Raw genomic sequence first — 22,946 nt, 5'->3', positions numbered from 1 at the left:
CAACCTGCGGCGAGGGAGCTTGCTCCCGCTGGAGTGCGCAGCGCTCCTATCTTTTTTGGGAGCCGCTACGCAGCCCAGCGGGAGCAAGCTCCCTCGCCACAAGAAGCATTCCCACGCATTTATAGAACCTGGCGCAGGAAGGCTTGGGCGCGAGGGTCCTTCGGCGCATCGAAGAATTGCGCCGGGGCGGCGTCCTCCAACAGTTTGCCGTGATCGAAGAACAGCACGCGATCAGCCACTTCCCGGGCAAAGCCCATTTCATGGGTGACGCAGACCATGGTCATGCCTTCCAGGGCCAGGGTCTTCATCACGTCCAGCACTTCGCCGACCATTTCCGGGTCCAGGGCCGAGGTGGGCTCGTCAAACAGCATCACCTTGGGCTCCATCGCCAGCGCACGGGCAATCGCGACGCGCTGCTGCTGGCCACCGGAAAGCCGCGACGGGAACTCGTGGGCTTTCTGGGCAATGCCGACTTTCTCCAGGAGCGCCAGGGCCTTGGCCTCGCGCTCTTTCTTGCCGCGCTTGCGCACGACTTTTTGCGCCAGGCAGAGGTTTTCCAGCACGGTCATGTGGGGGAACAGGTTGAAGTGCTGGAACACCATGCCGACTTCACGGCGGTAGGCGTTCACGTCGGTCTTCGGGTCTGCCAGTTGCAGGCCGTCGATGCTTACCGAGCCGGAATCGAATTCCTCCAGGCCGTTAAGGCAGCGCAGGAACGTCGACTTGCCGGAACCGGACGGGCCGATCACCACCAGCACTTCACCCCTGGCCACCTGCGTGGTCACGTTATCCACCGCGCGCACGACGTGGCCACGGGTGTCGAAGACTTTTACCAGATCGCGGACTTCAATCACTTTGCGCGAGCCTCCGCTCAAGCCGGCTGGCGATTTTCGACAGCGGCAGGTTGATCAGCAGGTACAGGCCTGCGACGCAGAACAGGATTTCGAACGGCGAGAACGAGGTGGTGATGACCTCGCGGCCGCTTTTGAGCAGCTCGGTAATCGCGATCACCGACACCAGGGACGTGTCCTTCACCAGGCTGATAAATTGCCCGGCCAGGGGCGGCAGCACGCGCTTGAAGGCTTGCGGCAACACCACATGGCGCATCGACTGGCCAGCACTGAGCCCCAGGGAACGTGCCGCTTCATTCTGGCCCCGGGCAATCGACTGCACGCCGGCACGGATGATTTCCGCCACATACGCGCCGGTAAACAGTGACAGCGCGGCGATCCCGGCGAATTCCCGGGACAGGTTGAGCACCGTGCCGATAAAGAAATAGAAAATGAAGATCTGCACCAATAGTGGCGTACCGCGTACCAGTTCGACGTAGATCGTCGACAGATCGCGCAAGGTCGGGTTGTTCGACAGGCGACACAATCCGGTCGCCAGGCCGATCAACAGTCCCAGCACCCCGGACACCACCGATAGCCACAACGTAGTCCACAAGCCCCACAGCAGAGGGCCCGCAGCCCAATGCCGGGTGACGCCGACCACATCGCCCTCGGCCACGTCATCGCCCTTGGCCACTTGCAGACTGTTCTCGGCCACGGTCAGGTGCTGTTCGTTGCCCTCGTCATTACGCAGGGTGACGTCAGCCACATCGCCCTTGCGCACCAGCTCGCTGACGGTGGAAATGTCCGACGCACGCTGGGATTCTTCGGCCTGGTAGACGAAGTACTGCGGCACGCGGTTCCAGCGCCATTCGTAGGACATCAGCGAGGTGGCGTAATACAACGCGCCGGCCAGGCCGACCAGCACCAGCACCGTCAGCAGGTGCCAGGGCCATTGGGCTTTTTTCTGTTTCATTACGGGTTCCGGGATATGTCGAGATCGTTCCCACGCTCTGCGTGGGAATGCCTCACTGGACGCTCAGCGTCCGCTTTGTGACGCAGAGCGTCACGGGCTGCATTCCCACGCGGAGCGTGGGAACGATCAATGCAGGTCAGCTTTTATTCCATGTCCTTGAGCCACTCAGAACTCTTGAACCACTTGTCATGGATGCGATCGTAGGTGCCGTCGTTGCGGATCTGGTGCAGGAAGTTGTTGATGAAGTTGATGCTGTCGTAGTCGCCCTTCTTCAGGCCGAACGCCAGGGGTTCAAAGGTGAACGGCTGATCAAGGAACACCAGTTTGCCGGCGCCGACCTTGTTCACGGCCACCACGTTGTACGGGGCGTCATAGACGAAGGCGTCAGCCTTGCCGTTGACCACGTCCAGAACAGCTTCCTGCTCGTTGTCATAGCCGTGGTACTTGGCTTTGGAGATCAGCTTCTTGGCCACCATCTCGCCGGTGGTGCCGAGCTTGGAGGTCAGGCGGTATTTCTCGTCATTCAGGTCTTTGTAGGACTTGATGGTGCCCTCCAGCTCCTTGCGGATCAGCAGGGTCTGGCCGACCACGATGAACGGTTCGCTGAAGTTCAGGCGCAGGTTGCGTTCCTGGGTCAGGGTCATGCCGCTGCCGATCATGTCGAACTTGTCGGTCAACAGGGCCGGGATGATGCCGTCGTAACCGGTGGAAATCGGCTCGAACTTCACGCCCATCGACTTGGCCATGGCTTTGAGGATGTCGACTTCAAAGCCGATGATTTCACCGCGTTTGTTGGTCATCTGGAACGGCATGTAGGTCGGGTCCATGCCGACTTTCAGCGTACCGCGCTTGACCGCATCATCGATGGCGCCGGCATGTGCCGCGTTGACCGCCACCAGTGCGGTGACGCCCAGCAGCAGCATCGAAAGATACTTTTTCATCATCAAGTCCCCTGAACTCATTTTCTTGTGAGGTCGGCGCGCAAAAGGGCTGCACCATTTCGGGGTGCGATCCTAACTCACTCACCGCCGGGTACAAAGGTTTCGCCGGGATTTGTTGCCAAGGTATGACAGAAAAGCCCCACAACCGTGCAGAGAAAGGCATGGCTAGACACCTCGACCCACGGCCCAGCCAATTGCTTGATGTGTAAGCAGTTATGACTACCAGTCCACTTCCGCCATCCAGCCCGAGTCCTTGAACCACTTGTCATGCAGCCGATCGTAGGTGCCGTCCTGGGCCACCTGGTTGAGGAAATGATTGATCCAGTTGAGGCTGTCGTAATCGCCCTTTTTCAAGCCGAACGCCAGGGGCTCGTAGGTGAAGGGTTGCTCCAGCGCCAACAGCGCACTGTTCTGGGGCTTGGTAATGGCGATCAGGTTATACGGCGCATCATGGATAAACGCATCGGCCTTGCCCTCCACCACCTGGCGCACGCCTTCTTCAGGTGTTGGAAAACTGCGCAGCCGTGCAGTGCCGAGAAACCTTTTCGCCGCCGCCTCGCCTGTGGTGCCTTCGGCGGCCACGATCCGGTAACCGGCCTCGTTCAAGTCCTCGATGCTCTGGACCTTGTCGGCCAACCGAGGGTTCAGCAGCACGGTCTGGCCGACGATGATGAACGAGTCGCTGAAATTGAGGGTCAGGTTGCGCTCCTGCGTGACAGTCATGCCGCTGCCGATCAGGTCGAACCGGCTGGCCAGCAGGCCGGGAATCAGGTCGATATACGGTACCGAAACCAGCTCCAGCTTGACCCCCAGCCCCTTGCTCATCTCCCGGAGCAGGTCAATTTCAAACCCGACGATCCGGCCTTTCTTGTCGGTCATCTCAAAGGGCACGTAGGCCGGATTGGTGCCGACTTTCAACACACCCCGCCGAACGGCCTCATCTATGGCTCCGGCATGCGCCAGGTAACCGTGGGAAAATGTGACGATGCCGAGCAGCAGCATCGACAAATACCTTTTGATCATGAAAAAAGCCCCTGTTCCATTAAACACTCCCACACCCGGCCACGCGCAAGTTCGCGTAAGCCGCAGGCTTCGAGTCAGATTTGGGGGGCGATGCTAACCCACTCGCAGGCACGGCAATATGCCTCGGAGAAGGGTCTTTTGTTTCGAAATAACAAGGAGTTAGCGCGATGCAGCAGAAGGGAAAAACAACGTAGGACGGTTATCGCAAACGCCCCCGAGGTGGCACCTCGGGGGCGTCGGAATCAGGCCGGTTGAGCCTGGGACGACAGCGGCTTCAATGGCAGCAATGGCGCATGCGGATCGGCCTTGACCGATTCGCGCCAGGCGCTCAGCCACTCGGCGTGGCCTTCGCTCCAGACCTGCTCGTGCAAGCGTGCCAGGGCGACCGGGTCGCTGAGCAAGGCCAGGCGTTCACCGTTGTTGAGGCCGGCCGGGCCGACTTTCAACGCGTGGCGAACCCGGTCAACACGCAGCCATTCAATCGGCTCCGCCTGCCCGTGACGGGAAGTTGCCAAGGCGCACGCCAGGGCGTTCTGCTGCGGATCGACCACCGCCCGCACAAAACCGTCATTGAGCGCATGCCAACGGTTTTCGTGGGTGTACTTGTCGGTCGACAACAGCGCCTGGGGCGGATTGTATTCCTCGGGGATCAGGAACAGGCTCTCGTCGCGAGACTTGAGGCCCAGTTTGACCCGGCTGGAAATCACCGACACCGGAATCGACAGCATCAGCGAACCGACGATCGGCACCAGCCACCACAGGAAGCTTGGGTTCAACCACACCACCAGCAGCGCCCAGAAGAAGCCGAGCAGGGTCTGCGGACCGTGGCGCTTGACTGCCTCGCTCCATGGCGTGGAGTCGTCGTCACGCTGTGGCGAGTTCCAGGTCGCCGCCCAGCCGAGGAACGCGGCCAGTACGAAACGGGTGTGGAAAATCATCCGCACCGGCGCCAGCAACATGGAGAACAGCATCTCCAGCAGCATCGACAGGGTCACCTTGAACTTGCCGCCGAACTCTTTCGCGCCCTTGGCCCAGATCAGGATGATGCTCAGCAATTTAGGCAGGAACAGCAGCACGATGGTAGTGGAGAACAGCGCCACCGCCTTGTCCGGATGCCATTGTGGCCACAACGGATACAACTGGCGCGGCGCCATGAAGTATTGCGGCTCCATCAGTGTGTTGACCGCCAGCAAGGCCGTGGACAGCACCAGGAAGAAGAACCACAACGGCGCCGACAGGTACGACATCACGCCGGTGAGGAACACCGCACGGTGCACCGGGTGCATGCCTTTTACCAGGAACAGGCGGAAGTTCATCAGGTTACCGTGGCACCAGCGACGGTCACGCTTGAGTTCGTCCAGCAGGTTCGGCGGCAGCTCTTCGTAGCTGCCCGGCAAGTCGTAGGCAATCCACACGCCCCAGCCGGCGCGGCGCATCAGCGCAGCTTCAACGAAGTCGTGGGAAAGAATCGCACCGGCAAACGCACCTTTACCCGGCAACGGCGCCAGGGCGCAGTGCTCGATAAACGGCTTCATGCGGATGATCGCATTGTGACCCCAGTAGTGGGATTCACCCAGCTGCCAGAAGTGCAGGCCGGCGGTAAACAGCGGGCCGTACACCCGGGTCGCGAACTGCTGCATGCGCGCATACAGGGTATCCATGCCCGACGCACGTGGCGCGGTCTGGATAATCCCGGCATCCGGCGTGGCTTCCATCAGACGCACCAGGCTGGTCAGGCATTCGCCGCTCATCACGCTGTCGGCGTCGAGCACCACCATGTACTTGTAGTCACCGCCCCAGCGACGGCAGAAGTCGTCGAGGTTGCCGCTCTTGCGTTTGACGCGACGGCGACGACGGCGATAGAAGATCTTGCCGAAGCCACCGGCTTCGCGGCACACGTCGAGCCAGGCTTGCTGCTCGGCGATGCAGATGTCGGCCTCGTTGCTGTCGCTGAGGACGAAGAAGTCGAAACGGTCCAGGTCACCGGTGGCAGCCACCGATTCGAACGTCGCGCGCAGGCCGGCAAATACCCGGGGCACGTCTTCGTTGCAGATCGGCATGACCAGGGCGGTGCGGGCGTCTTTCGGAATCGGCTCGTCACCGGCACTTTTACCGGAGATACGGTATTTATCGTGACCGGTCAGCAGTTCCAGGAAGCCCATCAGCGCGGTCCAGAAACCGGCCGAGACCCAGCAGAACAGAATCCCGAACAGCACGAGGATGCTGGTTTGCAGGGCGTAAGGCAGTACCTGGGTCGCGGTTTGCAGCAGGGTCTGGTTGCGGATCTCGTCAAAGTCGACGAAGGACCAGCCCTGGTACGGCATGATGCCTTTCATGTACCAGCCGGCAACGATCGTCTGGCCGAGCATCAGCACCAGCAGGATATAGCGACGGATCGAACCGACGGTGCGCCAGCGGGCGGCCGGCAGTACGCGCTCATCCTTCGGCGGGGCCGGTGGATTCGTGCGGCCGGTCAGGCGGCGCCAGCCACGCACCAGGATATTGGTGCGCCACGGCTCAGGCACGACCTTGGTCCGACGGATCGGCGGCGTGGCCTTGAGGCAAACCCGGCCGCTGGCGTCGAGCACCAGCATTTCGGCGTCTTGCAGCTCTTCGGCAGTGTTGAGGGTCAGCCGGGCGCCTACCGATGCCTGGGCAGCGTCGGCAGGCGCGTCGAACGTGGACGATGACAGGCGCTTGTGCAATTCACTGAAGGACTCGCAGCCCGCCAGTTCGGCGCGCTGCTCATCGGTCATCGGTAGATGCGCCAGGTACTCGGCAAGAGTCTCTGGCTGGACTTGAGAATTACTCATCGGCAGGCAACTGATAGCTCCAGGTTTCGGTCAGGACTTGCTCTGTCTTGGCCTGATCCTGGGTAGGGAGTGGTGTGGCTGGGGCAGCCGCTTCCGGCTGCTTGGCGTCCTTGTCCTTGGCGTCTTTCTTGGCCGCTTTCTCGTGCTGTTTAGCCAGTACTTTGTCGGCTTTCAACACTTGGGTCGAAACCTTCTCCGGTTCCGGCTGCACGATGTCCTGAACCAGAGCAGCACGCATTTCAGTCGGCTTGCCTGCGTCCTTGATCTTCATGCGCAGGGTCAGGCGCCAGCCTTGGGTGTGCGGGTTGTAGCGCACGCTGTTTTCAACGATTTCGGCGTTGTCGCCCACGCTGACCTGACTGCGAACCGGTGCGTCAGCTGGCAGTTTCTTCAGGGACGGGCCCTCGAAGTCCACCAGGTAAGCCACGCTGCCGTCTGGCTGACGGATCAGGTTGGATTGCTTGACGTCGCCGGTGGAACGCAGGGTCTGCTTGACCCAAGCGCTTTCTGGCGAATGGAACTCGGCGTCTTGCAATGTCCAGTGCAGGCGGTAGGCAACGTCCAGCGGCTTGCCTGGCTCAGGCAGTGTTTCCGGGCTCCAGAACGCAACGATGTTGTCGTTGGTTTCATCGGCGGTCGGAATCTCTACCAGGTCGACGGAGCCCTTGCCCCAATCGCCTTCAGGCTCGATCCAGGCGCTTGGGCGCTTGTCGTAGTTGTCGTCGAGGTCTTCGTAGTGGCTGAAGTTGCGGCCGCGTTGCAGCAGGCCGAAACCACGCGGGTTTTCCACGGTGAAGTTGCTGACCGACAGGTGTTTGGGGTTGTTCAGTGGGCGCCAGATCCACTCGCCGTTGCCGGCATGGATCGACAGGCCGCTGGAATCGTGCAGCTCGCGACGGTAGTTGAGGACCTTGGACGGCTGGTTGGCGCCGAACAGGAACATGCTGGTCAGCGGGGCGATGCCCAGCTTGGTGACCTTGTCACGCAGGTACATCTGGGATTTGACGTCGACGATGGTGTCGGTACCCGGGCGCAGGATCAGGCGATAAGCGCCGGTGGCCCGCGGCGAATCCAGCAGGGCGTAGATCACCAGCTGTTTCTCACCCGGTTTTGGACGCTCGATCCAGAACTCGGTGAAACGCGGGAATTCTTCGCCGGACGGCAACGCAGTGTCGATCGCCATGCCGCGGGCAGACAGGCCGTAGACCTGGTCCTTGCCCACGACGCGGAAATAGCTGGCGCCGAGCATGGTCATGATTTCGTCTTGCTTGTCACCCTTGTTGATCGGGTACAGCACACGAAAACCGGCATAACCCAGCTGTTCGGTGGATTTGGGATCAAACTTGACGTCGCCGAAATCGAAGCGGGACGGGTCGTACTTGATTTCCTGAACGCTGTCGGCGGTGACTTCGTTGATTTTCACCGGTGTATCGAAATGCATACCCTGGTGGTAGAAGGACAGCTTGAACGGGGTGTTCTGATCGGCCCACTCGGCTTTTTCGTTGCGGAAACGAATTTTCTGGTAATCAGCGAATTTCATTTCGCGGAATTCGTTCGGCAAATTGCTGCGCGGAGCTTCGTACTTCTGCCCGGCCAGCTCTTTTGCCTTGGCCGACACATCATCCAGACTGAATGCCCACAGTTGACCCGCGCCGAACAGGCAAAACAGGGCAGAGCCCGTCACCAGTACGTTTCGTAACCGTTTGGCAGACAATTTTGGTGCATTACAGGGACTAACAATCACGAGCAACCCTCGCCGAAAACAGATCAAAAAACCAACGGCCAGCTATCTATATGCCAGGTTGGCGAGCATTGTTCCGACTCCCATGGGGCTAAATGATTCCCCAATGGCTATCGGACAAGTCTCTACCTAAGTCAAAAATGGACCAATTAACGCTGATCCCCGTAGCGCGCGATTATCTAGTAGCCCGCGTGACAACGCATCAGGGTCAGCGAAGTATTTGTAGCGAAAACCCGGTTTTTTGGGCATCACAAGTCGTTTTCAGTACATTCACGTCTGTAACAGGAAGGTGACCGGCCCATCATTGACCAAATGCACCTGCATATCAGCGCCAAAACGCCCTGCCGCTACCGTGCCATGCAATTGTTGCGCTTGTAACAGCAGATAGTCGAAAAGCGCCTCGCCCAACGCCGGCGGTGCCGCCGTGGAGAAGCTCGGCCTCAGCCCACTCTTGGTGTCTGCCGCCAGGGTGAACTGCGACACCAGCAGCAAACCGCCGCCAATGTCTTTCAAGGACAGGTTCATCTTGCCCTCGTCGTCGCTGAACACCCGATAGTTAAGCAGCTTATGCAGCAGCTTGTCGGCGCTGGCTTGCGTATCCGAAGGCTCGACAGCCACCAGCACCAGCAAACCCTGGTCTATCGCCCCGACCACCTGCCCCTCTACCTCGACCCGGGCGCCGCGCACCCGTTGCAAAAGCCCCTTCATGCTTCTTCAGGCGGCAAATCAAGCAGGCGCCGTGCCATTTCACTCGCCGCACGCACCAGCGCATCGGTAATTCCGGGTTCGGAAGCCGCATGGCCGGCCTCGCGGATGATCTGCAGCTCACTGTTGGGCCAGGCCTGATGCAGCTCCCAGGCATTGTCCAGCGGGCAGATCATATCGTAGCGGCCATGCACGATTACGCCAGGCAGGTGGGCGATCTTGTGCATGTCGCGGATCAGTTGGTCAGGTTCAAGGAACGAGTTATTGGTGAAGTAATGGCATTCGATACGGGCAATCGACAGGGCGCGCTGGGGTTCGGAGAAACGCTCGATCAATTGCGGGTTCGGGCACAGGCCCAACATGCGCCCTTCCCACGTGGACCAGGCCTTGGCGGCGTGCATCTGGGCGATCTGGTCGTTGCCGGTCAGGCGCTTGTGGTAGGCGCTGAGCAGGTCGTGCCGCTCCTCCGCCGGGATAGGCGCCAGGTAGTCCTGCCAGTAATCGGGGAACAGCCGGCTGGCGCCAGCCTGGTAGAACCACTGAATGTCCTGGGGGCGGGCCAGGAAAATGCCCCGCACGATCAGGCCGTGCACACGCTCCGGGTGGGTTTGCGCGTAGGCCAGGGCCAGGGTCGAGCCCCAGGAACCGCCGAACAGCACCCATTTTTCGATGCCCAGGTGTTCGCGAATCCGCTCAAGGTCGGCCACCAGGTCCCAGGTGGTGTTGTTTTCCAGGCTGGCCCGTGGGGTGGAGCGCCCGCAGCCACGCTGATCAAAAGTAACAATTCGGTACAGATTGGGATCGAAATAGCAGCGGCTATTGGCATCACACCCGGCGCCGGGGCCGCCATGGATGAACACAACGGGCAAGCCTTCCGGGGAACCGCTTTCGTCGACGTACAGGACGTGGGTTTCATCGACGGCCAGATCGTGCCGGGCGTAGGGTTTGATCTGCGGGTACAAAGTCTGCATTGCGCGCTCCGTAAGGGGTCGAGTTCATCCCTGGGGGGACGTCTATTATTTTGCCGTCTGGCATCATAAACCCGAATTGTGCAATGAGCATGTCCTCGTGGACCTAGACCTGTGTCAGCAGAACACCACGCAGGTAGTCCAGCAGATAAACGTACAGCCGGTCGACCTCCAACACCTGGCCCCGGGCCCGCAGGCAGCCGTGAACCAGGCCTTTGCCGGGATACAGCGTGGCCGCCACCCCGGCGCCTTGCAGGCGTTCGGCGTAGAGCATGCCGTCGTCCCGCAACGGGTCGAACTGGGCGACAGCGATCAAAGCCTGCGGCAACCCGCTGAAATCCACGGCCAGCAATGGCATGGCGTAGGGCGACGGCTTGTCCGGCCCACGCAGGTAAAGGGCGAGGTAGCACTCGGTGTCGGCGGTACTGAGCAGCGGCGCGTCGACGCAATCGCGGCGGGACGGCAGGTCGGCGGGGCCGCCCAGGCCGGGGTAGATCAGGACTTGCGCCAGGGGCTGCGGCTGATGGTCATCCCGCAGGCCCAGGCACAGGGCCGCCGCCAGGTTACCGCCGGCGCTGTCACCCGCCACCACCAGACGCTGAAGGTTGATCGGCTGGGGCGCTTCGCCCACCTGGATCGCCTGCCAGACCGCACGGCAATCCTCAAAGGCGGCCGGAAACGGGTGTTCGGGTGCCAGGCGGTAATCGATGGCGATGACCAACACTTGCAGTGAGTCGGCCAGTTCAGCACACATGAAGTCATGGGAATCCAGGCCGCCGACCACCCAGCCGCCACCGTGCATATAAAGGATGCATGGCCAGCCGCTATCAGGGGTTGGCGTCGCCGGTTGATAAATGCGTACGCCCACGCCACCCAGGGAAACGTCTGACACCTGTAACCCTTCGGGCCGCGCCGGGGTGAACGCCTGGCACATGCGGTCGTAGCCTCGGCGCAATCCGGCCAGCGATGTGTCGTCGCTGGTGAAGGATTCGGTTTTTTCGACGAATGCGCACATCTGCGCGGAAATCGGGTAATGGGACATCGAAGGATCGTCCTGAAGATAAGGATTTAACAGCCGCCACGAATGCAATGTGGGAGCGGGCTTGCTCGCGAATGCGGTCTATCAGTCAATACTTGTGTGGCTGACCCACCGCATTCGCGAGCAAGCCCGCTCCCACATTTTGATCTTCATTTGCTCAGGGCTTGAGGCTGGCCTGCACCGCCGCCACGCCGTCCTTGCCATCCAGGGTCGTCACGCCCGCCAGCCAGCGCTGCAAGTCCTCGGGATTGTCGCGCAGCCACTGTCTGGCCACATCCTGCGGCGTCTTGCGGTCCATGATCGGCACCATCAACTGGCTTTCCTGGGCCGCGGTGTAGGTCAGGTTTTCCAGCAGGCGGGTCACGTTGGGGCAACGCTCGGCGTAATCCGGCGCCGTCACCGTGGAGACCGTGGCCATGCCTTCGTTGGCACCGAACACATCTTCACTGCCGGTCAGGTACGCCATTTTCATGTTGATGTTCATCGGGTGCGGGGTCCAGCCGACAAACACCACGAACTCCTTGCGATTCACTGCCCGCTGCACCGCCGCCAGCATGCCTGCCTCGCCGGACGCCACCAGCTTGAAGCCGCCGAGGCCAAAGCGGTTGCTGTCGATCATTTTCTGGATATCGGTATTGGCACCGCTGCCCGGCTCGATGCCATAGATTTTGCCGCCCAGCTTGTCCTTGAAGCGGGCAATGTCGGCAAAGGTTTTCAAGCCGGCGTCGGCAACGTACTGCGGCACCGCCAGCGTCGCCTGGGCGTCGGACAGGCTCGGCTTGTCGAACACCTTGACCTGCTTGGCCGCGAGGAATGGCGCGATGTTGTTGTCCATCGCCGGTTTCCAGTAGCCGAGGAAGATATCCAGGCGTTTGTCGCGGATGCCGGCAAAGATGATTTGCTGCACGGCGCTGGTTTGCTTGCTGTCATAGCCCAGGCCATTGAGCAGCACATCGGCCATGCCGCTGGTGGCGATCACGTCGGTCCAGCTGACCACGCCCATGCGCACGACCTTGCACGAGGCCGGGTCGGCAGCCATCGCGTTGGCGCTCAAGAGTGCGGCGCCGGTGAGAATCAACAGGCAACGGTTGAACAGTCTTTTCATCGATGCGGTCTCACTCGGCAGTTTTTATTGTGGGAGTGGCGACTGACGCGCCGTGCCCAACACCTTACCCAGCGAGACCTCGATCAAAGCGCCCTGTGGCGACAGGGATTTGCACACAGACGACTTGGGAGGTGTGTTGCTGTTGAGGGCCTCTTCGCGAGCAAGCCCGCTCCCACATTCGACCGTGTTCCTCCTGAAGAAACACGGTCGAATGTGGGAGCGGGCTTGCTCGCGAAGGCTATCTCAGCAGCGACGCCACTCAGGAGTAATGCCGCTTGCCCCACGCCAGGAACCCTTCCAGCAGTTCCTTCAACACCACCCGCGTCGGCTCGGCCAGGTCGGCGCGATAACGGAAGGGCTCAAACTCTTCCATGTAGGTGCACTGCCCCAACTCCAGCTGCACGGCGTGGATGTTCTCGGCCGGGTTGCCGTAGTGACGGGTGATGTGCCCGCCCTTGAAGCGCCCGTTGAGCACATGGCTGTACTGCGGGTGGCCGGCACAGATGGCTTCCAGTTCGCTGGCCAGCTGCGGATCGCAGGCCGCGCCGTTGAAGGTGCCGAGGTTGAAGTCCGGCAGCTTGCCTTCGAACAGGTGCGGGATCACCGAGCGGATCGAGTGCGCATCAAACAGCAGCGCATAACCGAACTCGGCCTTGAGCCGGGCCAGTTCGTTTTGCAGGGTGCGGTGATACGGCGTCCACACCTGCTCCAGGTACGTGGCGCGCTCGGCCTTGGACGGTTCCAGGCCTTCGCGGAACAGCGGCACACCGTCAAACAGTGTCGCCGGGTACAGGCCGGTGGTTGCGCCAACGTACAGCGGCTTGTCGTCTGAAGGCCGGTTCAGGTCGATGACAAAGCGCGAATACTCCGCCGCCAGAGTGCTGGCGCCCAGCGCTTCGGCGAAGTCATACAGCGTGGGAATGTGCCAGTCGGTGTCCGGCAGGCTTTGCGCCTCGGGGATCAGCCCGGCTTGCACCGCCGGCGTCAGGCGCAGCCCCGCGTGGGGCATGCTGATCAGCAGCGGCACACGGCCTTGTTTGAAGTTCAGAACCTTATCCACAGCGGTACTCCTTAAACGGTGACTTCGACGCCGTGGCGCACGACGCGTTTATCCAGCTCGCCACCCAGCCAGTAGGCCAGGTCGGCGGGACGATCAATCTGCCAGGCGACAAAATCCGCGACCTTGCCCACTTCCAGCGAGCCATGGCTGTTGCCCAGGCCCAGGGCGGTGGCCGCGTGTTGCGTGGCGCCGGCCAGGGCTTCTTCCGGGGTCATGCGGAACAGGGTGCAGGCCATGTTCAGCATCAAGCGCACCGACAACGCCGGCGAGGTGCCCGGGTTGAGGTCGCTGGCGATCGCGATCTTCACGCCGTGCTTGCGCAGGGCATCCATCGGCGGCAACTGGGTTTCCCGCAGGAAGTAGAACGCGCCCGGCAGCAGCACCGCGACGGTGCCGGAAGCGGCCATGGCGATGGCGTCTTCCTCGGTCATGAATTCCAGGTGGTCCGCCGACAGCGCCTGGTAACGCGCCGCCAGGCTGGAGCCATGCAGGGACGACAACTGTTCGGCGTGCAGTTTTACCGGCAAGCCAAGTTTCCGGGCGGCGATGAACACGCGCTCCACCTGCTCCGGTGAGAACGCCAGGTACTCACAGAAGGCGTCGACCGCGTCCACCAGGCCTTCCGCTGCCAGCGCCGGGAGCATTTCGGTGCAGATGTGATCGATGTAGGCATCGGCCCGGTCCACGTACTCCGGCGGCAACGCATGCGCCGCCAGGCAGGTGCTGCGCACACTGACCGGCAACTCGGCGCCGAGGCGACGGATCACCCGCAAAATCTTGCGCTCGCTGGCCAGGTCCAGGCCGTAGCCGGACTTGATCTCGACGGTGGTTACACCGTCGCGCAGCAAACTGCGCAGGCGCTTGTGGCCGCTGGCAAACAGTTCATCTTCGCTCGCCGCACGCGTGGCGCGCACGGTGCTGGCAATACCGCCACCGGCCGCTGCGATCTCGGCGTAGCTCACGCCTTGCAGCCGCTGCTCGAACTCGCCGCTGCGATTGCCGCCGAACACCGTGTGGGTGTGGCAGTCGATCAGCCCGGGCGTGACCCACGCCCCTTGCAGGTCATGGGTGGTTGCGTAGCTCGCATCCGGCAGATCGGCGCGCGGGCCGATCCACTCGATGAGCGTGCCCGAGGTAACAATGGCGGCGTCCTCGATGATCGAGTAGTTGCCCTGGGCCATGGTTGCAACGTGGCAGTGTTGCCAAAGCGTTTTCATCAACGCCTCCATTAGGTTATCGATGAGACAAAGCCGGGTCGTAGTGGACCTTGGCCGTTTGCCCGGCGGCGGGCTTGACCCACAGCAGATAGGCGACGATCAGCAAGACGATCCACACGGCGCCGACCATAAGAGCGGCCTGGGTGTCCGGGAAGTAACCCAGCACGCCGAAGATGAACAGCATGAACACGATGGCGGCCGCTGGCGCGTAGGGCCAGAACGGCACCGGGAATTTCAGCTCGGCAATCTGTTCCCTGGTCATCGAGCGACGCATGGCCACCTGGGTGACCAGGATCATCAGCCATACCCACACCGTGGCGAAGGTCGCAATCGAGGCGATGACCAGGAACACGTTTTCCGGGATCAGGTAATTGAGCACCACACCGCCGAGCAACGCGGCGCCCATCACCACTACGGTCATCCACGGCACGCCCTGGCTCGACAGTTGGGCAAAGCCCTTGGGCGCCTGCCCTTGCTGGGCCAGGCCATACATCATGCGACCGGCGCCGAAGATGTCGCTGTTGATGGCCGAGACGGCGGCCGAGATCACCACAATGTTAAGGATGGTCGCCGCCGAGCCTATCCCCAGGTTGCTGAAGATCTGCACGAACGGGCTGCCCTGGCTGCCGATCTGCGGCCACGGGTAGATCGCCATCAGCACAAACAACGTCAGCACGTAGAACAGCAGGATACGCAACGGCACGGCGTTGATTGCCTTGGGGATCACCCGCTGCGGGTCCTTGGCTTCGCCGGCGGTGATGCCGATGATTTCGATGCCGCCAAACGCAAACATCACCACCGCGAAGGACGCGATCAAGCCACCCACGCCGTTCGGCATGAAGCCACCGTGAGCCCACAGGTTGCTGAGGCCGGTAGCGGGTGCTTCGCCCGCCGAGTGAATGCCGAACAGCATGATGCCGAAGCCGCCGAGGATCATTGCGACAATGGCACCGACCTTGAGCAGCGACAGCCAGAACTCCATTTCGCCAAAGACTTTGACGTTGCACAGGTTCAGGCCGCCGATCAGCAACACGATGCCCAGCACCCAGACCCAGCGCGCGACTTCGGGAAACCAGAAGCCCATGTAGATGCCGAAGGCGGTGACGTCGGCGAGGCAGACGATGATCATTTCAAAGGCGTAGGTCCAGCCGAGGATAAAGCCGGCCATCGGGCCCAGGTAGGTACTGGCGTACTGGCCGAAGGAGCCGGACACCGGGTTATGCACGGCCATTTCGCCGAGGGCGCGCATGACCATGAACACCGCGGCGCCACCGATCAGGTAGGCCAGGAGCACGGCCGGGCCGGCCATCTGGATGGCGGAGGCAGAGCCGTAGAACAGCCCGGTACCGATCGCGGAACCGAGGGCCATGAAGCGAATATGTCGGGCGGAGAGCCCGCGTTTTAACGTCTTTTCTTGCTGGTGCATTTCTCGTCCTTAATTATTTTTATCCTGAGAAAATTCGAATCTGTAGAAGATCAAATGTGGGAGCTGTCGAGCCCCAGCGAGGCTGCGATAGCGGTGGGTCAGGCTACGAAAGTGTTGCCTGTTCCGGCGCCATCGCAGCCTCGCCGGGGCTCGACAGCTCCCACACTGGATCGGTGTCGCTCTTACAAGCTCGGCAACAACTTCGCCGGCACCAGCTCGTTCAGGCAACGCGTTGCCAGCAGCTCACTGGCGGCATTGATGTCCGGCGCAAAGAAGCGGTCCTTCTCATAAAACGCGACTTTGCTGCGCAGGATCCCACGCGCCTTTTCCAGCGCCGGCGAAGTCTTCAAGCCATTGCGCAGGTCCAGGCCCTGGCAAGCCGCCAACCATTCCACCGCCAGCACACCGCGGGTGTTCTCGGCCATTTCCCACAGGCGCTTGCCCGCCGCCGGGGCCATCGACACGTGGTCTTCCTGGTTGGCTGACGTCGGCAGGCTGTCGACGCTATGGGGATGCGCCAGTGCCTTGTTCTCGCTGGCCAATGCCGCCGCCGTCACCTGGGCGATCATAAAGCCGGAGTTCACACCGCCATTGCCCACCAGGAATGGCGGCAGTTGCGACATGTGCTTGTCCATCATCAACGAGATGCGACGCTCGCTCAGGGAGCCGATTTCCGCGATGGCCAGCGCCATGTTGTCCGCCGCCATGGCCACCGGTTCGGCGTGGAAGTTGCCACCGGAAATCACGTCACCTTCAGCCGCAAACACCAGCGGGTTATCCGACACGGCGTTGGCTTCCACCACCAGCACTTCGGCCGCCTGGCGGAACTGGGTCAGGCAGGCGCCCATGACTTGTGGCTGGCAACGCAGGGAGTACGGGTCCTGGACCTTGTCGCAGTTCTCGTGGGATTGCGACACTTCGCTGCTTTCACCCAGCAGGGCGCGATACGCGGCCGCAGAGTCGATCTGGCCGCGTTGGCCCCGGGCAGCGTGAATGCGTGCGTCGAACGGCGAGCGCGAACCCAGCACGGCTTCCACCGTCAGGGCGCCACAGGCCAGGGCACCGGCGAACAGATCTTCGCCCTCGAACAGCCCACGCAATGCATAAGCGGTGGAAACCTGGGTGCCGTTGAGCAGCGCCAGGCCTTCCTTGGCCGCCAGGGTCAGCGGCGTCAGGCCGGCAACTTTCAGCGCTTCGGTAGCTTCCAGCCATTCGCCTTTGTAGCGGGCCTTGCCTTCGCCCAGCAGCACCAGCGACATGTGGGCCAATGGTGCCAAGTCACCGGAGGCGCCCACCGAACCTTTCAGTGGAATGTGCGGGTAGACCTCGGCATTGATCAGGGCGATCAGCGCGTCGATGACCTGCCGGCGAATCCCGGAAAAGCCCCGGCTCAGGCTGTTGACCTTGAGCACCATGACCAGCCGTACCAGCGCATCGCTGATGGGCTCACCGACGCCGGCGGCGTGGGACAGCACCAGGGAACGCTGGAGGTTTTCCAGGTCTTCGCTGGCAATGCGGGTCGAGGCCAGCAGGCCGAAACCGGTGTTGATGCCGTAGGCGGTGCGGTTCTCGGCGAGAATCTGCTCCACACAGGCGACACTGGCTTCGATCTGGGCCGAGGCGCTGTCATCCAGACTGAGGGTTACCGGCTGCTGGTAGATGGCCCGCAGTTGGGCAAGGCTCAGTTGGCCTGGAATCAGGTTTAGCGCAGTCACATTCATGCTCCTTTTGAGAGTGTTGTTAACTACCAGTCGCTCCGGATGCTTCCGTTATCCGCCGCTGTGCTCTTTTAGAGGATCAGTCGGCTTGGCACGCTGGTTATTGTTGGGAAAAGGTCAGTGCAAATTCGGTAGCGTGCGTTGCAGTAAATCGGCGTCCTTGAGCAACGCGGCGGTGGCTGCGATGTCTGGCGCCAGCCAGCGGTCCTGGTCGTAGGCCGGGACGTGTTCGCGCAGCAAACGCCAGGCGGCATCGGTGCCGGCGCCGAAGCGTTGCTCCTGGAGGAACTCGAACGCCTGGGCCGCCAGCAAGTACTCGATGGCGAGGATCTGGGTGACGTTTTCCAGCACCGAATACAGCTTCAGCGCGGCGTTGGTGCCCATGCTCAGGTGGTCTTCCTGCAGGCCCGAGGTGACGAAGTTGTCGAGCACCGCCGGTTGCGCCAACTGGCGGTTTTGCCCGCACAGCGAGGCGGCGACGTACTGCACGATCATCATCCCGGAGTTGACCCCGGGGTTGCTCACCAGGAACGCCGGCAAACCACTGACGTGCGGGTTGATCAGACGGTCCAGGCGACGCTCGGCGATGGAGCCGATTTCGGCCATGGCGATGGCCAGCATGTCTGCCGCCAGGGCCACGGACTGCCCGTGGGGATTGGCCTGGGACACCACGCGGTAGTTGTCTGGAGTGCCGAGCACCAGCGGGTTATCGGTGGCACCGTTGAGTTCGGTTTCGATCTGCCGGGTGGCGTGTTCCAGTTGGTCGCGGGCCGCGCCGTGCACCTGGGGAATCGAACGGATGCTCAGGGCGTCCTGGGTACGAATGCCTTTGCTGCTGGCGATCACTTCGCTGCCGTCCAGCAACGCGCGCAGGTTGATGCCCACTTGCTGCATGCCCGGGTGCGGCTTGAGCGCGATGATTTCTTCGTCGAAGGCGTCGATCTGGCCGCGCTGGCCTTCGAAGCTCATGGCACCGATCACGTCGGCCCATTGCAGCAGGCGGTGCGCATCGGCCAGGGCCAGGCTGCTGAGGCCGGTCATGCACGGCGTGCCGTTGACCAGGCACAGCCCGTCCTTGGCGCCAAGCACTACCGGCTGCAAACCTTCTTCAGCCAGCGCCTGGTGTGCGGGAACGATACGGCCCCGATAGCTGACGTCGCCGACGCCGAGCAAGGCGACGCCAATGTGCGCCATGTGGGTCAGGTAACCCACGGACCCCTGGGACGGCACTTGCGGCGTGATGCCATGGTTGAGCAGCCCCAGCAGCGAATGCACCACCTGCGGATGCAAGCCGGATTTGCCGTGGCTGTAGTTAATGATCGCCGCACAAATGATCGCGCGGGTTTGCTCCACACTCAGTGGCGCACCGACGCCGCAGGCATGGCTGAGCAGGGTATTGCGCGACAGCCGGCTCAGTTGTTCGTCCTTGAGCGACACGTTGCACAAGGCACCCAGGCCGGTGTTGATGCCGTAGGCGCGCTCGCCGCTGGTGACGATGCGCTGGACGATGGCCTGTGCATTGTCGATGCGAGCCCAGGCCTGGCCCGAGAGTTCGAGGATCGCACCGTGGCGAGCCACGGCGACCACGTCCTGCCAACGCATCGGGGCGTCGGCGATGATGATTTTTTCAGCCTGGGACATCGTTGACCTCTTCATGAAATTCGCAATTGTTGTGCAGCTTCACTGGCCTCATCGCAAGCGAGCCAGCTTCCACAGGGGAAACGCATTCCAAATGTGGGAGCTGGCTTGCCTGCGATAGCCTCAGCCAACTCACCACAAATATCGGATCAAACCACCGCCACCCGCCGCTGGACAAACCGGTTCACGTACTCATCCGCCGGTGAATGCAAAATCTCGCGGGGCGTGCCGACCTGGATCAGCTTGCCGTCCTTGAGGATCGCAATGCGGTTGCCGATGCGCACCGCCTCATCGAGGTCGTGGGTAATGAACACGATCGTCTTGTGCAGGGTCTTTTGCAGCTCCAATAACTGGTCTTGCATCTCGGCACGGATAAGCGGGTCGAGCGCACTGAACGCCTCGTCCATCAGGATGATGTCAGTGTCGGCCGCCAGCGCCCGGGCCAGGCCTACACGCTGACGCATGCCGCCGGAAAGTTGATGCGGGTATTTGTTTTCATAGCCCTTGAGGCCCACGGTTTCGATCCAGTGCAGCGCACGCTCGGCGCACACTTGCCTGGTTTCGCCACGCACTTTCAGGCCGTAGGCAACGTTGTCCAGCACACTCTTGTGAGGCAGCAGGCCAAAGCTCTGGAACACCATGCTGATCTTGTGCCGGCGGAATTGGCGCAAGGCTTCCATGTCCAGTTGCAGGATGTCTTCACCGTCCACCAGGATCGCACCGCTGGTAGGGTCGATCAGCCGGTTGAAGTGACGCACCAGGGTCGACTTGCCGGAACCCGACAGCCCCATGATCACGAAGATTTCACCGGTGTCGACGCTCAGGGACAGGTCGTTCACACCCACCACGCAACCAGTCTCGGCCAGCACCTCGTCCTTGGTCTTGCCCTGGCCAATCAACGCCAGTGCATCCTTGGAGCGGTTGCCGAAAATCTTGAATACGTTTTTGACTTCAATTTTGCTGACAGTAGTCATTTGCTCGCCTCATGCCGTGGACGACCATAGGCTTGCGTAATGCGGTCGATGACCACGGCAAGAATCACGATCGCCAGACCGGCTTCAAGGCCGCGTCCAACGTTGAGGGTCTGGATGCCCACCAGTACATCTTCACCCAGGCCACGGGCGCCGATCATCGAGGCGATCACCACCATCGACAGGGCCATCATGGTGGTCTGGTTGATCCCGGCCATGATGCTCGGCAGGGCCAGCGGCAGTTGCACGCCGAACAGTTGCTGCCAGCGGTTGGCACCGAAGGCGTTGATCGCTTCCATGACTTCACCGTCCACCTGGCGAATGCCCAGGTCGGTGAGACGAATCAGCGGCGGTGCGGCGTAGATCACCGTGGCGAAAATCGCCGGGACCTTGCCCAGGCCGAACAGCATCAACACCGGGATCAGGTACACGAAGCTGGGCATGGTCTGCATGATGTCCAGCAGCGGCATCAGCACCGACCGCAGGCGGTTGCTGCGGGCCGACAGAATCCCCAGGGGAATGCCGATCAGCACCGAAATCACCGTGGCCACCATCATCAGCGCCAGGGTTTGCATCAGTTTGTCCCACAGCCCGACCGCGCCCACCAGAAACAGCAGGCCGACGATCACGACGGTGGTGAACCACTTGCGAGTGGCATGCCAGGCAATACCGCCGACAATCAGCAACATCAACCACCAGGGCGCTGCGCGCAGCAAACCTTCCAGGTTAACGATGGCCCACAGCAACGTATCGGAGATGTGCCGGAACACATCGCCGTAGTTGGTCACCAGCGCATCGACCCAACTGTTGACCCAGTCGGCGATGGAAAACGTAAAACTCTCAGGAAACATAGTGTGCTCTCGATCCAGTGGATTGTGGCCGGGCGCCCGGTTGCCTGTGGCGGCAACCGGAAACGCTCAACCTACAAGGCCGCGTCGATTTTCTTGGCTGCGTTGTCGCTCACCATGCGTGCCAGAGTTCAGGATGTCCCTTGAGGAAAGTTTTCGCCAGTTTTGCTGTTTCAATTCGCTGTTTGTCATGCGTACCGGGTTCTGGTTAAGCAGGTTGAGCAGCGGCGCCCTGCACATCGGGCAGCACGAGGCGCTCAGGAATCGGGCTGTGCCATTTTTTCGCAGCCCAGTAGTACAACGCCGCCGGCACCACCAGCCCGATGATCCACGAGATATCGGTGTCGCCCAGGCTCGCGACCAGTGGGCCGGTGTAGAAATGCGTCGAGATGAACGGCATTTGAATCAGCACGCCGAACACGTAGATGCTGATGCCCATCAGGTTCCAGCGACCGTAGCGACCATTGGGGTTGGACAGGGCCGGGATGTCATAGCGCTCTTTGGTGATGCAGTAGAAGTCCACCAGGTTGATCGCACTCCAGGGCGTGAAAAACGCCAGCAGGAACAGGATGAACGCGGAGAAATCCTTGAGGAACGAGTCCTTGCCCAGCAACGCCAGCGCGGCGGCAATCGACACCATCACGAAGATGTACAACAGCCGCGTGCCACTGCCGATATGCCGGCTGCCACGGAAACCACTGATGATTGTCGCGATCGACATGAAGCTGCCGTAGGCGTTGAGGGTGGTGACGGTGACCTTGCCGAAGGCGATGCTGAAATACAGCAGCGCCGCGACGATCCCGGTGCCGCCCAGGCCGACGATAAACGACACTTCGTGGTGAGCGAATTGCGAGCCTGCCAGGGCTGCCGCAAACACACCGAACACCATCGAAGCCTGCGCGCCGATCACCGAACCGAGGCCCACGGCCCAGAAGGTTTTCGAGGCCTGCGTGCTGCGCGGCAAGTAGCGCGAGTAGTCCGCCACATACGGGCCGAACGCAATCTGCCAGGACGCCGAGAGAGAAATCGCCAGCAGGAAACTGCTGAGGGAAAAATGCTTGTTGCCCAGCAACGCACCGATGTCGTTACCGGCCAGCAGCCTGTAGAACAGGTACACGAAGGCAACCACCCCCAGCACGCTGGCGATGCGACCGATGCCGTGGATCACCCGGTAGCCGAAGATCGTAAACACCATGATCAGCCCCGCGAACAATACGATGCCGACCCAGTCTTCAACGTGAAGCAACTGCGCCACCGCCTGCCCCGCCAGCAATGAGCCGCTGGCGGAAAAACCGATGTACATCAGGCACACCAGCACCAGTGGAATCACCGCGCCATACACGCCGAACTGCACGCGGCTGGAGATCATCTGCGGCAAGCCCAGTTGCGGGCCTTGCGCCGCATGCAGGGCCATGACGCCACCGCCCAGCAGTTGACCGATCAACAGACCGATCAACGACCAGAACACATCACCGCCCAGCACCACGGCCAGGGCCCCGGTGACGATCGCAGTGATTTGCAGGTTGGCACCCAACCACAGGGTGAACTGACTCAATAGACGGCCGTGTCTTTCCGCTTCCGGGATGTAGTCGATCGAACGCCTTTCGATCAACGGGGTGGTGCTTGCACGAGCGTCTTTTACTGCCATTTATGTTCAACCTCTGATGGATTGTTTTTGGGTGAAACGCAGATCACATGTGGGAGCGGGCTTGCTCGCGAAAGCGATGGGTCAGCTAACGACTTCAGTGACTGATACACCGCATTCGCGAGCAAGCCCGCTCCCACATTAGTTATTTGATCATCGGGAGATTGAGGCCCTGCTCCTTGGCGCAGTCGATGGCGATCTGGTAGCCCGCATCCGCATGACGCATCACGCCGGTCGCCGGGTCGTTGTGCAGCACGCGCGCGATACGCTCGGCGGCTTCGT

At 61.5% G+C, this 22,946-nt stretch carries 18 protein-coding genes and 2 pseudogenes; all 20 read right to left on the bottom strand.

The window, feature by feature from the left end; all coding sequences use genetic code 11:
- Positions 1-119 precede the first annotated feature (119 nt).
- A complete protein-coding gene (locus tag HX807_RS01480; RefSeq protein WP_087692909.1) occupies positions 120-854 on the bottom strand; it encodes an amino acid ABC transporter ATP-binding protein in 735 nt (244 codons plus the stop codon).
- A complete protein-coding gene (locus HX807_RS01475; protein WP_003209286.1) occupies positions 847-1,806 on the bottom strand; it encodes an amino acid ABC transporter permease in 960 nt (319 codons plus the stop codon). The genes HX807_RS01480 and HX807_RS01475 overlap by 8 nt, the downstream gene beginning before the upstream one ends.
- 143 nt (positions 1,807-1,949) lie before the next feature.
- On the bottom strand, positions 1,950-2,747 hold the full coding sequence (locus HX807_RS01470) for a transporter substrate-binding domain-containing protein (protein WP_003209284.1): 798 nt from the start codon (positions 2,745-2,747) through the stop codon (positions 1,950-1,952).
- A gap of 219 nt (positions 2,748-2,966) precedes the next feature.
- Positions 2,967-3,770, bottom strand: coding sequence for a transporter substrate-binding domain-containing protein (locus tag HX807_RS01465; protein WP_177049084.1), 804 nt, complete (start codon positions 3,768-3,770; stop codon positions 2,967-2,969).
- A 237-nt stretch (positions 3,771-4,007) separates the two neighbouring features.
- A pseudogene (gene mdoH, locus HX807_RS01460) lies at positions 4,008-6,583 on the bottom strand (glucans biosynthesis glucosyltransferase MdoH); the annotation flags it as partial.
- Positions 6,576-8,327, bottom strand: coding sequence for a glucan biosynthesis protein G (locus HX807_RS01455; protein WP_008439280.1), 1,752 nt, complete (start codon positions 8,325-8,327; stop codon positions 6,576-6,578). The gene HX807_RS01455 and the pseudogene mdoH, both read right to left, overlap by 8 nt.
- A 267-nt stretch (positions 8,328-8,594) precedes the next feature.
- A complete protein-coding gene (gene dtd, locus HX807_RS01450) occupies positions 8,595-9,032 on the bottom strand; it encodes a D-aminoacyl-tRNA deacylase (RefSeq protein ID WP_087692908.1) in 438 nt (145 codons plus the stop codon).
- The gene (pip, locus tag HX807_RS01445) at positions 9,029-10,000 is read right to left on the bottom strand and encodes a prolyl aminopeptidase (RefSeq protein ID WP_008439282.1); all 972 of its coding nucleotides are present in this window, start codon (positions 9,998-10,000) and stop codon (positions 9,029-9,031) included. The genes dtd and pip overlap by 4 nt, the downstream gene beginning before the upstream one ends.
- 103 nt (positions 10,001-10,103) lie before the next feature.
- The gene (locus HX807_RS01440) at positions 10,104-11,039 is read right to left on the bottom strand and encodes an alpha/beta hydrolase (RefSeq protein ID WP_177028685.1); all 936 of its coding nucleotides are present in this window, start codon (positions 11,037-11,039) and stop codon (positions 10,104-10,106) included.
- A gap of 154 nt (positions 11,040-11,193) precedes the next feature.
- The gene (locus tag HX807_RS01435) at positions 11,194-12,141 is read right to left on the bottom strand and encodes a choline ABC transporter substrate-binding protein (protein ID WP_008439284.1); all 948 of its coding nucleotides are present in this window, start codon (positions 12,139-12,141) and stop codon (positions 11,194-11,196) included.
- Between the two features lie 259 nt (positions 12,142-12,400).
- Positions 12,401-13,201 carry an N-formylglutamate deformylase gene (gene hutG, locus HX807_RS01430; RefSeq protein ID WP_087692905.1) on the bottom strand — a complete coding sequence of 267 codons (801 nt, stop codon included), beginning with the start codon at positions 13,199-13,201 and terminating at the stop codon, positions 12,401-12,403.
- Positions 13,202-13,212: 11 nt separating this feature from the next.
- Positions 13,213-14,418 (bottom strand): imidazolonepropionase, encoded by a 1,206-nt coding sequence (gene hutI / locus HX807_RS01425; RefSeq protein ID WP_177049083.1) that lies wholly within the window; start codon positions 14,416-14,418, stop codon positions 13,213-13,215.
- 16 nt (positions 14,419-14,434) lie between these two features.
- The gene (locus HX807_RS01420) at positions 14,435-15,844 is read right to left on the bottom strand and encodes an amino acid permease (protein WP_003209267.1); all 1,410 of its coding nucleotides are present in this window, start codon (positions 15,842-15,844) and stop codon (positions 14,435-14,437) included.
- Positions 15,845-16,026: 182 nt separating this feature from the next.
- On the bottom strand, positions 16,027-17,565 hold the full coding sequence (gene hutH, locus HX807_RS01415; protein WP_085984627.1) for a histidine ammonia-lyase: 1,539 nt from the start codon (positions 17,563-17,565) through the stop codon (positions 16,027-16,029).
- Between the two features lie 114 nt (positions 17,566-17,679).
- Complete coding sequence (gene hutH, locus HX807_RS01410) at positions 17,680-19,203, bottom strand: histidine ammonia-lyase (protein WP_003209264.1); 1,524 nt, start codon at positions 19,201-19,203, stop codon at positions 17,680-17,682.
- Between the two features lie 146 nt (positions 19,204-19,349).
- The gene (locus HX807_RS01405) at positions 19,350-20,174 is read right to left on the bottom strand and encodes a glycine betaine/L-proline ABC transporter ATP-binding protein (RefSeq protein WP_008430269.1); all 825 of its coding nucleotides are present in this window, start codon (positions 20,172-20,174) and stop codon (positions 19,350-19,352) included.
- Positions 20,171-21,022, bottom strand: a complete 852-nt coding sequence (locus HX807_RS01400; protein WP_003209260.1) for a proline/glycine betaine ABC transporter permease — start codon at positions 21,020-21,022, stop codon at positions 20,171-20,173. The genes HX807_RS01405 and HX807_RS01400 overlap by 4 nt, the downstream gene beginning before the upstream one ends.
- Positions 21,023-21,093: 71 nt before the next feature.
- Positions 21,094-21,241, bottom strand: a pseudogene (locus tag HX807_RS01395) (histidine ABC transporter substrate-binding protein); the annotation flags it as partial.
- A complete protein-coding gene (locus HX807_RS01390; protein ID WP_087692903.1) occupies positions 21,228-22,667 on the bottom strand; it encodes a cytosine permease in 1,440 nt (479 codons plus the stop codon). The gene HX807_RS01390 and the pseudogene HX807_RS01395, both read right to left, overlap by 14 nt.
- Before the next feature lie 142 nt (positions 22,668-22,809).
- Positions 22,810-22,946 (bottom strand): hypothetical protein (locus HX807_RS01385; protein WP_177008282.1); only part of this gene is annotated, 137 nt, incomplete at its 5' end.

This window comes from Pseudomonas sp. D8002 (assembly GCF_013385695.1).
Classification (GTDB): domain Bacteria; phylum Pseudomonadota; class Gammaproteobacteria; order Pseudomonadales; family Pseudomonadaceae; genus Aquipseudomonas.
The sequence above is the reverse complement of the archived record's forward strand: the minus strand, read 5'-3'. Positions and strand labels throughout refer to the sequence as shown.

What these genes read in the sequence shown, in the direction of transcription:
- pip (WP_008439282.1), bottom strand. Translation starts at nt 10,000, where the DNA reads ATGCAGACTTTGTACCCGCAGATCAAACCCTACGCCCGGCACGATCTG.
- HX807_RS01470 (WP_003209284.1), bottom strand. Translation starts at nt 2,747, where the DNA reads ATGAAAAAGTATCTTTCGATGCTGCTGCTGGGCGTCACCGCACTGGTG.
- HX807_RS01465 (WP_177049084.1), bottom strand. Translation starts at nt 3,770, where the DNA reads ATGATCAAAAGGTATTTGTCGATGCTGCTGCTCGGCATCGTCACATTT.
- HX807_RS01390 (WP_087692903.1), bottom strand. Translation starts at nt 22,667, where the DNA reads ATGGCAGTAAAAGACGCTCGTGCAAGCACCACCCCGTTGATCGAAAGG.
- HX807_RS01420 (WP_003209267.1), bottom strand. Translation starts at nt 15,844, where the DNA reads ATGCACCAGCAAGAAAAGACGTTAAAACGCGGGCTCTCCGCCCGACAT.
- HX807_RS01475 (WP_003209286.1), bottom strand. Translation starts at nt 1,806, where the DNA reads ATGAAACAGAAAAAAGCCCAATGGCCCTGGCACCTGCTGACGGTGCTG.
- hutI (WP_177049083.1), bottom strand. Translation starts at nt 14,418, where the DNA reads ATGAAAACGCTTTGGCAACACTGCCACGTTGCAACCATGGCCCAGGGC.
- HX807_RS01400 (WP_003209260.1), bottom strand. Translation starts at nt 21,022, where the DNA reads ATGTTTCCTGAGAGTTTTACGTTTTCCATCGCCGACTGGGTCAACAGT.
- HX807_RS01435 (WP_008439284.1), bottom strand. Translation starts at nt 12,141, where the DNA reads ATGAAAAGACTGTTCAACCGTTGCCTGTTGATTCTCACCGGCGCCGCA.
- dtd (WP_087692908.1), bottom strand. Translation starts at nt 9,032, where the DNA reads ATGAAGGGGCTTTTGCAACGGGTGCGCGGCGCCCGGGTCGAGGTAGAG.
- hutH (WP_085984627.1), bottom strand. Translation starts at nt 17,565, where the DNA reads ATGAATGTGACTGCGCTAAACCTGATTCCAGGCCAACTGAGCCTTGCC.
- HX807_RS01440 (WP_177028685.1), bottom strand. Translation starts at nt 11,039, where the DNA reads ATGTCCCATTACCCGATTTCCGCGCAGATGTGCGCATTCGTCGAAAAA.
- HX807_RS01405 (WP_008430269.1), bottom strand. Translation starts at nt 20,174, where the DNA reads ATGACTACTGTCAGCAAAATTGAAGTCAAAAACGTATTCAAGATTTTC.
- hutH (WP_003209264.1), bottom strand. Translation starts at nt 19,203, where the DNA reads ATGTCCCAGGCTGAAAAAATCATCATCGCCGACGCCCCGATGCGTTGG.